The sequence below is a fragment of the Sphingomonas benefaciens genome, assembly GCF_052907485.1.
Genome location: NZ_JBREIC010000001.1, coordinates 343,413 through 355,747 on the forward strand (window position 1 = coordinate 343,413; position 12,335 = coordinate 355,747).

The following is a 12,335-nucleotide window of genomic DNA, read 5'->3' on the forward strand; positions in this document are numbered from 1 at the left end:
CGTGACCGAGATCAGGCCGATGGGGCGTGGCGGGCGGATGCTATTCGTCGCGACGATCCTGACCGGATCGTTCCTGCTGTTCCTGGTCCAGCCGCTTGTCGCGCGCATCGCATTGCCCCGGCTCGGCGGGGCGCCGGCGGTGTGGAATTCGGCGATGCTGGTCTATCAGACGCTGCTGCTGTGCGGCTATGCCTATGCCCATGCCCTGGCGAGGGTGCGGCCGTGGCTGCAGGCGGCGGTGCATCTTGCCGTCCTTGCGATCGGCGCGCTGTTCCTGCCGATCGGCCTGATCGCCGCCGGCCTGCCGGCCGGGGCCAGCCCGGCATGGTGGGTGCCGTGGTTGCTCGTCGTGTCGATCGGGCCCTTGTTCTTCGCCGTGTCGGCGCAGGCGCCGTTGATCCAACGCTGGTTCGGCCTCGCCAGCGGTGGCGACCCCTATGGCCTTTACGCCGCCTCCAATCTGGGTAGCTTCGCCGGGCTCGTCGCCTATCCGCTGCTGGTCGAGCCGTTGTTCGCGCTCCGGCTGCAGCGCTGGGGGTGGAGCTTCGGCTACCTGCTGCTGATCGCCCTGGTGCTGCTCTGCGCCTCGCGGCTGCCGCGCGCGGGCAGCGGCGAGCGCGCGCGGCCGACCAGCGCGCCCGCGAAACCTTGGCGGGTCGTGCACTGGATCGCGCTGGCGGCGGTGCCGTCCGGTCTCATGCTGGCGACGTCGACCTATGTCACCACCGACATCGTCGCCATGCCGCTGCTCTGGGTGTTGCCGCTCGGCCTGTACCTGCTGAGCTTCACGATCGCCTTTGCCGCACGGCGCGACACGGCCGACTTCCTGACCCGCGTCGCGCCGATCACCATCCTGCTGTTCGGCGGAGTGATCATCGGCGGCTTCAACACGCAGCCGTTCGCCAATCTCGGCGTCGCGCTGCTGCTGCTGTTCATGGCGGCGATGGCTTTGCATACCCAGCTCTACCGCCTGCGCCCGGCACCCGACCGGCTGACCGGCTTCTACCTGGCGATGGCGGTGGGCGGTGCCCTCGGCGGCGCATTCGCCGGCCTGGTGGCGCCGGCGGTGTTCGACTGGACGTATGAATATCCGCTGCTGATCCTCGCCGCCGGCGTACTGGTGCCGCAGGTCTATCTGACCGGCTGGCTGCGCGATCTCTGGTGGTCCGATGCCTCGCGGCGGATCGCCTGGATCATCGTCGCCGCAACCTGCGCCTTGCTCATCGCGGCGGCGGTGTTCGATCCATCCGGTCGCTTCGGCGAACGGCATCAAGGCCTTGCCTTCGTCTTCGTCGCGGTGATCGGCCTGGCGACGATCGGCCGGCGCCGCGCCTATGCGACGGTGCTGGTCAGCGCCCTGGTGCTGTTCGGGGGCTGGCGCGCCATCGAATTGTCGCTGGACCGCGGCGCGCGGACGCGGAGCTATTTCGGCGTCTACACGATCCGTGACGGGGACGGGCGCCGGGAGCTCGACCATGGCACCACCGTCCACGGCATCCAGCTGACCGGCAGTGCCGCCCGCGAGCGAATGCCGACGACCTATTATGTCGCCGGATCGGGCGTCGGGCAGGCGTTACAGGCCGTGCCGGCGCTCTACGGCGAATCGGCCCGCGTCGGCATCGTCGGGCTGGGGACGGGCACGCTCGCCTGTTACGCCCGACGCGGCCAGCGCTGGACCTTCTTCGAGATCGATCCGACGGTCGTGCGCATCGCCCGTGATTCGGGACGGTTCACCTATCTGCGACGCTGCACGCCCGACGCCACGATCACGCTCGGCGACGCGCGCGTCAGCCTGTCGCGATCGCCCGCTGACAGCCTTGACCTGCTCGCGCTCGATGCCTTTTCCTCGGACGCCATACCAATGCATTTGATGACCCGGGAGGCGTTCGCCACCTATGCCCGGGTATTGAGCGAGCGCGGGCTCCTCCTCGTCCACATCTCGAACCGCTTCCTCGACCTCGAGCCGGTCGTGGCCGCGGCGGCGCGGGCGGGTGGCTGGCATGCGGCGGAATATTATTTCCAGCCTTCGTCGCTCGATCCAGATGCCTCGCCCAGTCAATGGATCGCCTTGTCGCGCGATCGCGCTGCGCTGGACGCCGTAACCGGCGGCGACCCGGACTGGCGCGCGATCGTCGGACGGCCTGGCGTACCGGCCTGGACCGACGATTATTCGACGATCCTGCCGCTGCTGCGCCTGACGCCGGGACGTGCCGGCTAGGCCTTCGCCAAGCCGTCCTGCAGCCGGTCGATCGTTTTGCCTTGGCGATCAGCCTCCTCGGTGATGGCGTCGTGGAGCGCCTCCAGCGCCGGATAGGGAGGCTGCAGCTGAGCGGCGCGATCGCCGGCCCGCGTCTCGACGTCGGTCAGCAGCGCGCCGGTTTGCGCCCGCCAATCGTCGAGCTGAGCCAGCGCGGTCTGCGCCTCCAGCCAGGCGTCGCTGCCCGCTGCGGCTCCCTGCGCGCGGCTGGCGGCGGCCTCCGCGGTCCGGGCGTCGCCCGCGAAACCGTCGGCGAGCTTCGTCAGCTGGGCGCGCAGCGTGGCGATCTGGACGTCCAGCGCCGGGTCGGGCACCAGCTTGGGGGCGGTCCGCACCGGTTCGGCGAAGCCGACCCGCTCCACCGCACGCGGCGCCAGCGAGGGATAGACACGCGAATCATGTGTGCAGCCAGCCAAAGTGACGGGGACGAGAGCGAGCAGTGCGAGGGTTTTCATGGCCGCTGTAACTATGGGGCGAAGAAAAAGTGCGCAACGCACTTGCGCGCTCCGAAACGTCTGCTATCAGCGCGCCTCCGGTTGGCGCCCGTAGCTCAGCTGGATAGAGCATCAGACTACGAATCTGAGGGTCGGACGTTCGAATCGTTCCGGGCGCGCCAAAATCCCCCGCCAGGTCTATCGACCTGGTGGGGGTTTTGCATTCCGGCAGATGTGACATGCCGGCTGTCCGATCTGCAGCTCCTCTGAAGTAACATGCATTCGCCTAACGGGCGCAAGCGGCTAGACAGGCGCCATGTTGCGTCGCTTGCTGTCGTTCGTCGAACCGTTCATCCTGTTGCTGCTGGCCACCGTGCTGCTGGCCTCGCTATTGCCGCCGCGCGGCGCGATGGCGGGGATCGTCGCGACGGCGGCGGACGTTGGCATCGTGCTGCTGTTCTTCCTGCATGGCGCCAAATTATCGCGCGAGGCGATCTGGCAGGGCGCACGCAATTGGCGGCTGCACCTCACCGTGCTGCTGGTCACCTTCGCGCTCTTTCCGCTGCTTGGTCTCGCCTTGCGTCATGCGCCGGGGATTGATCCGACCGTCGGCATCGGCCTGCTCTTCCTGACCCTGCTGCCCTCGACGGTACAGTCGTCGATCGCCTTCACCGCCATCGCGCGCGGCAATGTCGCCGCCGCGGTGTGCAGCGCGTCTTTCTCCAATCTGATCGGTATTGTGGTGACGCCGGCACTTGTCGCCCTGCTGATCGGCGGAATCGGCGGACAGGGCAGCGGACTGTCGCTGTCCGCCGTCGGATCGATCGTGTTTCAGCTGCTCGTGCCGTTCGTCGCAGGACATCTGCTGCGGCCGTGGATCGGCGGTCTGGTGACGCGCTGGAAGGGGCTGCTCGGTATCGTCGACCGCGGTTCAATCCTGCTCGTCGTCTATTGCGCCTTTGGCGCGGCGGTCGTCGAGGGGCTGTGGCACAAGGTGTCGCCCGGCGACCTCGTGCTGATCGGCGGCCTGTGCATCCTGCTGCTGGCGGTCGTATTGAGCCTGACCTGGTTCGTCGGACGCCTGCTCGGCTTCAGTCGCGAAGATGCCATCGTGCTGCTCTTCTGCGGATCGAAGAAGAGCCTGGCGTCGGGCGTGCCGATGGCCGGCGTGCTGTTCGCCCCGGCGGAGGTGGGCGTCATCCTCCTGCCGGTCATGCTGTTCCACCAGATCCAGCTGATCGCCTGCGCGGTGATCGCGCGACGTTATGCCAAGGCTAGCGAATAGCCGCGACCGCAGCGAGCACCTGCTCGGCCAATTCGGGCCGGCAGATCAGCAGATCCGGCAGCAGGGGGTCCGCGCAATTATAGACCAGCGGGCTGCCGTCGATCCGCGATGCGTGCAGGCCGGCCGCCAGCGCCACCGCGGCCGGGGCGCAATTGTCCCACTCATATTGACCGCCGTCATGCAGGTAGATGTCGGCCCGCCCGTCGACCACCGCCATCGCCTTGACCCCGGCCGAGCCCATGCCGCGATGCGTCGCTTCCAGGGCCGCGCCGACCTGGTGGACAAGGCTGGAGGCGCGGGTGCGGCTGACCACCATGCGCGGCGGGGCACCGCAGGCGCTGGCCGCCTGCCGCGCCTGCGCCGTCGTATAGACCCGCCGCTGCGTCGGCACTGCGACGGCCCCGACAGCGGGACGGCCGTCGATGGCCAGGCCGACGTGCACCGCCCAATCGTCCAGCCCATCCGCATAGTCGCGCGTGCCGTCGAGCGGATCGACGATCCAGACCCGCCGTGCCGCGCAACGCGCCCCGTCGTCGAGTGATTCCTCGGACAGGATGAAGTCGTCCGGACGGGCGCGGCGCAGCCGGTCGAGGATCAGCCGATTCGCCTCGGCGTCGCCCGCGTCACCCAGCGCCTTGCCCGGCGCCCCGCCGCGCGCGCGGATGGCGAGCAACAAGTCGCCCGCTTCCTCCGCTACCGCCGCGGCGAGTTCGACATCGGTCACAGTTCGAAACTCCATATGCCCAGCACATGCTCGACGATCCGCTCGGCGGCAGCTTCGGCGCTTTCGTGGCGCGTGTCGATGCGGATATCGGGGCGCTCCGGAGGCTCGTAAGCGCTGGAGATGCCAGTGAAATGCGCGATCTGCCCGGCGCGCGCCTTGGCGTAGAGGCCCTTGACGTCGCGCGCCTCCGCGTCCTCCAGCGGCGTGTCGACGAAGATTTCGACGAACTCGCCGGCCGGTAGCAGCCCGCGGACCAGTTCGCGTTCGGCGCGGAACGGCGAGATGAAGGCGGTGAGCACGATCAGCCCCGCGTCGCACATCAGCTTTGCGACCTCGCCGACGCGGCGGATATTCTCGATCCGGTCGGCGTCGCTGAAGCCGAGGTCGCGATTGAGGCCGTGGCGGACGTTGTCGCCATCGAGCAGGAAGCTGTGTCGGCCGAGCGCGTGCAGCTTCTTTTCGACCAGATTGGCGATCGTCGACTTGCCAGAGCCGGACAGGCCGGTGAACCACAGCAGCCGGGGCGATTGGCCCTTCTGGCGGGCATGCGCCTCGCGACCGATCTCGATCGACTGCCAATGCACGTTCTGCGCGCGGCGCAGCGCATGAGAGATCATCCCGGCCGCTACCGTCGCATGGCTTTCCCGGTCGATCAGGATGAACCCGCCGAAGATCGGGCTTTCCGCATAAGGCGCGAAGGCGATGGCCGCGTCGGTATAGACCTCCGCGACGCCGATGTCGTTGAGGGTCAGCGTCTTGGCGGACAATTTCGCCTGGGTGTTGACGTCCACGACATGGTCGGGCGGCTGCACGGTGGCGCCGACGGTGCGGGTGCCGATCTTCAGCCAATAGCCGCGCCCCGGTACCAGCGGCGTGTCCGCCATCCAGACCAGCGTCGCCTGGAATTGGTTGGCGACCTGAGGCGCTTCAGCCGCTGCGGCAATGACGTCGCCGCGCGAGCAATCGACCTCGTCGCCGAGCACCAGCGTAACCGCTTCGCCTGCCGCGGCCGTGTCGCGATCGCCGTCGAAGGTGACGATCCGGGCGATGCTGGTCGTCCGGCCTGACGGCACGATCCGCACCGGGTCGCCGACCGCCACCCGCCCTTGCGCGACGGTGCCGGCGAAGCCGCGGAAGTCGAGGTCCGGCCGGTTGACCCATTGTACGGGCAGGCGGAACGGTCCCGCCGCAGCGCGATCGGTTTCGACCGGTACGGCTTCGAGATGCGGGAGCAGCGCAGGGCCACGATACCAGGGCATGGCGTTCGAGCGCGTCGTGACGTTGGCGCCGGTCAGGCCCGACAACGGAATCGCGGTGAAATCGGCGATGCCGATGTCCTGGGCGAAGGCGGCATAATCCGCGACGATCGCGTCGAAGCGCGCCTGATCGTGCCCGACCAGGTCCATCTTGTTCACCGCCAGCACGATGTTCCGGATGCCGATCAGATGCGCCAGGAAGCTGTGCCGACGCGTCTGGGTAAGCACGCCCTTGCGCGCATCGACCAGGATCACCGCCAGATCGGCGGTCGACGCGCCGGTGATCATGTTGCGGGTATATTGTTCGTGGCCGGGTGTGTCGGCGACGATGAACTTGCGCGTCTCGGTGGCGAAGAAGCGATAGGCGACGTCGATCGTGATGCCCTGCTCGCGCTCGGCGGCGAGGCCATCGACGAGCAGCGCGAAGTCGATGTTCTGCCCCTGCGTCCCAACGCGGCGGCTGTCCGCTTCCAGCGCGGCGAGCTGGTCCTCGAAAATCGTCTTCGAATCGTAGAGCAGCCGGCCGATCAGCGTCGACTTGCCGTCGTCGACCGAGCCGCAGGTGATGAAGCGCAGCATCGTCTTGGCGGCGTGGCGGTCGAGATAGGCGTGAATATCCGCGGCGATCAGCGCGTCGGGGGTATAAGCGGTCATCAGAAATAGCCCTCGCGCTTCTTCTTCTCCATGCTCGCCGCCTGGTCGTGGTCGATCGCCCGGCCCTGGCGTTCGGACGTGGTGGTCAGCAGCATCTCCTGGATGATCGCGGGCAAGGTCGCCGCCTCGCTCTCGACGGCGCCGGTCAGCGGATAGCAGCCGAGCGTCCGGAACCGGATCGACCGCTCGACCGGTTGTTCGCCGGGACGCAAGCGGAACCGATCGTCGTCGACCATCAGGATCAGCCCGTCGCGTTCGACGGTGGGTCGCGGCGCGGCCAGATAGAGCGGCACGATCTCGATGCCCTCACGCAGGATATATTGCCAGATGTCGAGCTCGGTCCAGTTGGACAGGGGAAAGACGCGGATGCTCTCGCCGCGGTGGATGCGCGCATTGTAGAGGTTCCACAACTCGGGCCGCTGCGCCTTGGGATCCCAGCCTTGGCTGACGGAGCGGAACGAGAAGATGCGCTCCTTGGCCCGGCTCTTCTCCTCGTCGCGGCGCGCGCCGCCGAAGGCGACGTCGAACCCGCCGGCTTTCAGCGCCTGCTTCAACCCCTCCGTCTTCCACAGATCGGTATGGCGGCTGCCATGATCGAAGGGGTTGATGCCGGCGGCGAGCGCTTCGGGATTGCGGTGGACGATCAATCGCATGCCGGCGGCTGCGGCGGCCTTGTCGCGAAGGTCGTACATCGCGCGGAACTTCCATGTCGTGTCGACATGGAGCAGCGGAAAGGGCGGCGTTGCCGGGTAGAAGGCCTTGCGCGCCAAATGCAGCATCACGGCCGAATCCTTGCCGACCGAATAGAGCATCACCGGGGCCTCGGCCTCGGCGACGACTTCCCGCAGGATATGGATGCTTTCGGCTTCCAGCCGGTCCAGATGCGTCACGCCACTCATCCGTGCCCAGATAAGCGGATGTCGCTGCAATGCGACAAACTTGTCCTGTTGGCGGCGAAAGCCGCACGCGTCATTCGTGCTGCCGTCGCTCCGCCACGTCGATCAGGATGCCACCGACCATGAACACGGAGATCGGGCAGACCGCGAACAGCAGCCATCCACCATAGCCGGGGTAGAGCTCGAGATAGTGCACTCCGCGTTCGACGGCGCCGAGCGCGAGAGCGTAGATGACGAGGAACGCCTCGAACTTGGTCTTGATGACGAACAGGCGACGGATACGGCTCCACATAACCGAATGTTAAGCACGAACGATGCCAACCGCGGAAAACCGGGCTTTGCGGGTTACCCGATTTGGTTACCTGTCAGGTAACCCGACAGGCCGAGAGCCGCCAGCAGCGCGTCGTGCGCGGTTTCGATCGCCGCGACCAGGGTCGGATCGCCGAGCATCCTGGGGTCGATCGTCTCCGGCCACCAGCGCTGCACCACCGCAGCAATTCGATCGAGCCGGGCTGGATCGACGAGAAAACGCGGATCGATCGTCGCCGGGTCGGCGACGACGCGCAGCCGCAGGCAGGCCGGGCCGCCGCCGTTCGCCATCGACTGTTTGACGTCCACCACCTCGACCCGGCGGATCGGTCCGTTGCCGCCGCGATGCCGTTCGAGCCAGCGCCACACCGCCGCATTGCCGCGCGCTTCCGCCGGCACGATCAGCGTCGGCCCATCCGCGGTGGTGACCAGTTGCGCGTTGAACAGATAGGAGGCGATCGCATCGGCCAGGCTGACTTCGGCCGTCGGCACTTCGACGATCTCCACCTCCGGCATCAGCCGGCGCAGTTCGGCATAGACGCCGTCGCGGTCCGCGAACGCCTGTTCGTGCGCCAGCAGGACGCGCTCGTTGGCGACCGCGACCACGTCGTTGTGGAAGGCGCCGGCTGCGATCGCCGCGGGGGATTGCTCGACGAACAGGGTCCGCGCGGGATCGAGCCCGTGCCGCCGTGCCACCGTCGCGCTTGCCTCGGGATGCTGGCGCGCGGGGAAGGGGCCTCCGGGCAACGTATAAACGAACACCTCGATTCCGGGCGCGCCATGCTCCGGACACAGCCGCATGTGATTGGCCGCGCCTTCATCGCCGAACGGCGCCGGCACCGGGCCGTGCACGGCGAAGGCGGGATCGGCAAAGGCGAGGCGAAGCTGCGCCAGCGTCTCCGGCCATTCGTGGCTGCGATGCGCCATGGTCATCAGATTGGCGACGCTAAGGTGGCAGCGACCGTCTGCGCAATCCATGGCGGGCGACACCGTCGCCGCATTCGCCGCCCACATTGCCGAGGCGGACATCGCCTGCGCCTGGAGCAAAGGTGACGCCGTGTCGTAGCTGGTCGCCAGCCGGGCGAGCCAGTCGCGATCCGGTCGCCGGTGCGGCAGCAGAATGCCCTGCGTCAGACCCAGCGCCAGATTGGCGCGCATCTTCGCCAGTCCCTCCAGCGCCGCCGCGCGGGGATGCGACAGCTGGCCGGCGTTGCTGGTCGCGGCGAGATTGCCCGCCGACAGGCCGGCGTAATTGTGGCTCGGCCCGACGATGCCATCGAAGTTGATCTCGGTCACCATGTCGATCACCAGCGCGGAACGTGGAGGACGAGGTCGTCTTCGCCGACGCCGAGCAGATCGGCGCAGTCGGCGGAGAGCACGATCCGCTCGCCCACTTCGCGGACGCAGCCGAAGGCGCAGCGGAAGTCGTCGAGCCGGCCGACTGCGACGAGCGATTCGATACCGCCTTCGCCGTCGATCGCGACGATCCGGCTCGCCCGTGCCTCGGCGATCGACCGGACGCGATCGGTGCGGGCGGTCATCGTCGGACCACCGTCGAAGATGTCGACGTAGTTCTCGAAATGGAACCCCTCGTTTTCCAGCATGCGCATCGCCGCCCGGCCGCTCGGATGCGGCAGGCCGATGGCGCCCCGCGCCGCCTCCGACAGCATCGCGGTGTAGATCGGATGCTTGGGCATCAGGTCGGCAATGAACTGGTGGCCGTTGACGGCATTGAATTGGTCGGCATCCTGGAAGTTCATGCCGAAGAAGCGGCCGGCCAGCCCGTCCCAGAAGGGCGATCCACCCGCCTCGTCGATGACGCCGCGCAGCTCGGCGAGGATGCGATCGGCGAACCGCTCGCGATGCGCCCGGATGAACAGATAGCGGCTGCGGGCGAGCAGCAGACCCAGGCCGCCGGCCCGCTCGCCGGGATGGAGGAACAGGCCGCCGACCTCGCACGATCCTTCCAGATCGGTGGTCAGCGTCAGCATCTCGGCCCGGAACGTGCGGCCGAGCTCGCGGCTGTGCTGAGTCAGCGTGCCGATGCGATAGCTGTAGAAGGGATGCTGTTGGCCGACCTGGGTGAAGATCTGGCTGGTGCCGCGCACCTCGCCGGTGGCGGCATTCTCCAGGATCAGCACGAACAATTCGTCGGACAGCGGCCCGCCATCGCTGGCGAACGCCTCTTCGCTGCGCTCGAGCTTGGCGCGCAGCGCCTTGCGGTCGGGCGGCAGGTTGGTGAAACCACCACCGGTCAGCTTCGCCATTTCATAGAGGTGCGACAGGTCACGCCCCGTGCCGGCGCGGATACGGAAGGTCATACATCATCCCCTGTCACGAGCCGCCCGATCGTCAGCACGGACAGCGCCGCCCGTTCGACCAGGCTGTCGACGATCAGAAATTCGTCTGGCGAATGGATCGCGCCGCCCCGCACGCCCATCGTGTCGACGACCGGCACGCCCCCAGCGGCGATGGTATTGCCGTCGCAGACGCCGCCCGTCGCCCGCCACCCGACGGTCAGCCCGAGGTCGCGTCCTGCCGCCGCGACCTGCGAGAAGAGCGTCTCGCTGGCCCCGGTCATCGGCTTGGGCGGCCGGTTGAAGCTGCCGTGGCGGGCGATGTGGACATCGTGCGCCGTGCGCACTGCCTCGATCGCCGCCGCGATCGCGGCATCGGCCCGCGCGATCGCCGCCGCATCGCGCGGCCGGAAATTGACCCGCAATACCGCCAGGTCAGGCACGACATTATTTGGTCCGCCGCCGTCAATCCTGGCCGGATTGACGCTCAGGCCGTCGCCCGTCGCTGCGGCGAGCCGTAGCGCGAGGTCCGCTGCCGCGACCAGCGCATTGCGGCCGTCCTCGGGGTTGCGACCGGCGTGGGCGCTGCGGCCGCGCACCACGATCGAGAAATTCCCGGTGCCGCCGCGCGCGCCCGCCAAGGTGCCGTCGGGCAAGGCGGGCTCGTAGGTCAGCCCTGCCAGCTTGCCGCGCGCGGCGGCGACCAGTAGCCCGGCCGAGGCGAGCGAGCCCGTCTCTTCGTCCGAATTGATCACCACCTCATAGCCCGATCGTGCGGCGAACGGCGTCGTCTCCACCGTCTGGAGCGCGGTGAGCATCACCGCCAGCCCGCCCTTCATGTCCGCGACGCCCGGCCCGTTGACGGTACCGTCGGCGCGCTCGGTCACCTGTTGAAAGGGGTGATCCGTCGCATAGACGGTGTCCATGTGGCCGGTGAACAGCAATTGCGCCGGCGCCTCCGGGCGGACGCGCAGGTGGAGATGACGACCATGCGCGATTGTCTCGACCTGCCCGGCGGCGGTGATCGCCTCGACCGGCGCGGGCTCGACCAACCGGCATTCGCCGGGCAATGCGCCGAATGCATCGGCAAGCACGTCCGCCATGCGGGCGAGCCCGTCGAGATTGCGCGTGCCGCTGTTGATCGCCGCCCAGCGTTGCGTCTGCGCGAGCATCGTCGCGCCATCCAGACCGTCGATGAGTGCACGTGCCGCGCTGGTTCTGCTCTCCATCGGCGGCTTGCTAGCCGACCCGGCGGCAGAAGGGAAATCGCGGTGTCCTTGCGAGCCTTCCGCTCAGAAGCTGTAGACCAGCGACGCGCGACTGGTGGTGTCGGTCGACACCGAGCCGACCGGCGGCTGGCTTTCGTACTGCACGTTGTAGGACAGGGCGGCCGACAGCGGGCCGATCAGTTTGGCGTTGAGCGCGGTGGTGCCGCTGACCGTCGAATTGAACCGTTCGACATAGGCGGCGGCATTCTGCGTCACCGACAGGCCGGGCAGCAACCGCCAGCTGAACGCCATCGTGCCGCGCGCGGCGAGACTGCTTTCGAGCAGGTCGTTGGTGAAATTGGTCCGCCGGAATGCCGGGCCCAATTCGACGTCGAGGCGGACGCGCGGCGTCTTCACCGCGCTGTAGCCGATGCCCGACGAAGCCGAATAGCGGTCGAAATAACCGAGGAAGCGATCGCTCTCATACTGGGCGGCACCGTAGACGTAGACACGGTCGTCGATCTTGTAGTTCGGTTCGTAGCTCGCGAGGTAATGTTCGCGGGTCGGAATGCCGGCATTCTCCTGATAGTCCGCCTGGACGTGGAATTTGTGCCGCCACTGCAGGCCTTCGCGCGTCAGGTCGAGGACCGCGCTGCCGCCCTTCGAATCGGTGTTGCCGGTGGTGATATAGCCGCCCAGCTCCGCGCGACCGGTCCATAGATCGAAGATGTTGGCCTGGCGGATCGTCGCGTTGCGCGCCGCGGCGCGTTCGTTGCGCCACTTCTGCGCGATCGCCAGCACCTGGTCGGCGCTCGCCGGATCGGCCAGCCGCGCATATTTGACGACGACCGACACGTCGCCATCGCTGCCGCTCTCGATTGCCGCGTCGAGCATCGCCTTGATCGGCCCTGGGATCGGCACCGCATTCTGATCGGCCGCCGGCGTGCCCTCGGCGTTGGCGAGGAGCAACGGAAGCAGGAACAGAGACATCGCACGGCGCATGATCGCGGGCTCT

The 12,335-nt window shown here is 67.9% G+C and carries 11 protein-coding genes and 1 tRNA gene; 3 read left to right on the forward strand and 9 right to left on the reverse strand.

Annotation, left to right across the window (positions count from 1 at the left end; genetic code table 11):
* The first annotated feature begins 19 nt into the window (after window positions 1–19).
* Complete coding sequence (locus ACU5AX_RS01615; RefSeq protein WP_446690439.1) at window positions 20–2,218, forward strand: spermidine synthase; 2,199 nt, start codon at window positions 20–22, stop codon at window positions 2,216–2,218.
* On the opposite strand, the gene ACU5AX_RS01620 is transcribed toward ACU5AX_RS01615, so the two are convergent.
* Window positions 2,215–2,712, reverse strand: coding sequence for a hypothetical protein (locus tag ACU5AX_RS01620; protein ID WP_446689398.1), 498 nt, complete (start codon window positions 2,710–2,712; stop codon window positions 2,215–2,217). The two genes, ACU5AX_RS01615 and ACU5AX_RS01620, sit on opposite strands and share 4 nt — an antisense overlap.
* Window positions 2,713–2,796: 84 nt before the next feature.
* Between ACU5AX_RS01620 and ACU5AX_RS01625 the strand changes: the two genes are divergently transcribed.
* Window positions 2,797–2,873 (forward strand) — tRNA-Arg (locus tag ACU5AX_RS01625).
* A 134-nt stretch (window positions 2,874–3,007) separates the two neighbouring features.
* Window positions 3,008–3,976, forward strand: coding sequence for a bile acid:sodium symporter family protein (locus ACU5AX_RS01630; RefSeq protein ID WP_446689399.1), 969 nt, complete (start codon window positions 3,008–3,010; stop codon window positions 3,974–3,976).
* On the opposite strand, the gene ACU5AX_RS01635 is transcribed toward ACU5AX_RS01630, so the two are convergent.
* From ACU5AX_RS01635 to ACU5AX_RS01670, 8 genes are all read right to left on the reverse strand, one after another.
* Entirely contained in the window at window positions 3,966–4,715 is a 750-nt protein-coding gene (locus tag ACU5AX_RS01635; protein ID WP_446689400.1) for a 3'(2'),5'-bisphosphate nucleotidase CysQ, read from the reverse strand. The genes ACU5AX_RS01630 and ACU5AX_RS01635 overlap by 11 nt on opposite strands.
* Window positions 4,697–6,610 carry a sulfate adenylyltransferase subunit CysN gene (gene cysN, locus ACU5AX_RS01640; protein WP_446689401.1) on the reverse strand — a complete coding sequence of 638 codons (1,914 nt, stop codon included), beginning with the start codon at window positions 6,608–6,610 and terminating at the stop codon, window positions 4,697–4,699. Before cysN ends, ACU5AX_RS01635 begins: the two co-directional genes overlap by 19 nt.
* Window positions 6,610–7,509 (reverse strand): sulfate adenylyltransferase subunit CysD, encoded by a 900-nt coding sequence (gene cysD, locus ACU5AX_RS01645; RefSeq protein WP_446689402.1) that lies wholly within the window; start codon window positions 7,507–7,509, stop codon window positions 6,610–6,612. Before cysD ends, cysN begins: the two co-directional genes overlap by 1 nt.
* 70 nt (window positions 7,510–7,579) lie before the next feature.
* The gene (locus ACU5AX_RS01650; RefSeq protein WP_198353026.1) at window positions 7,580–7,798 is read right to left on the reverse strand and encodes a hypothetical protein; all 219 of its coding nucleotides are present in this window, start codon (window positions 7,796–7,798) and stop codon (window positions 7,580–7,582) included.
* A gap of 53 nt (window positions 7,799–7,851) precedes the next feature.
* Window positions 7,852–9,114, reverse strand: a complete 1,263-nt coding sequence (locus ACU5AX_RS01655) for an N-succinylarginine dihydrolase (protein ID WP_446690440.1) — start codon at window positions 9,112–9,114, stop codon at window positions 7,852–7,854.
* A 5-nt stretch (window positions 9,115–9,119) separates the two neighbouring features.
* Window positions 9,120–10,136 (reverse strand): arginine N-succinyltransferase, encoded by a 1,017-nt coding sequence (gene astA, locus ACU5AX_RS01660; RefSeq protein WP_198353025.1) that lies wholly within the window; start codon window positions 10,134–10,136, stop codon window positions 9,120–9,122.
* Window positions 10,133–11,341, reverse strand: a complete 1,209-nt coding sequence (locus ACU5AX_RS01665; RefSeq protein WP_446689403.1) for a hydrolase — start codon at window positions 11,339–11,341, stop codon at window positions 10,133–10,135. The genes astA and ACU5AX_RS01665 overlap by 4 nt, the downstream gene beginning before the upstream one ends.
* Before the next feature lie 63 nt (window positions 11,342–11,404).
* Window positions 11,405–12,322: a DUF481 domain-containing protein gene (locus tag ACU5AX_RS01670; RefSeq protein ID WP_446689404.1), complete on the reverse strand. Its 918-nt coding sequence runs from the start codon at window positions 12,320–12,322 to the stop codon at window positions 11,405–11,407.
* Window positions 12,323–12,335: the final 13 nt, after the last annotated feature.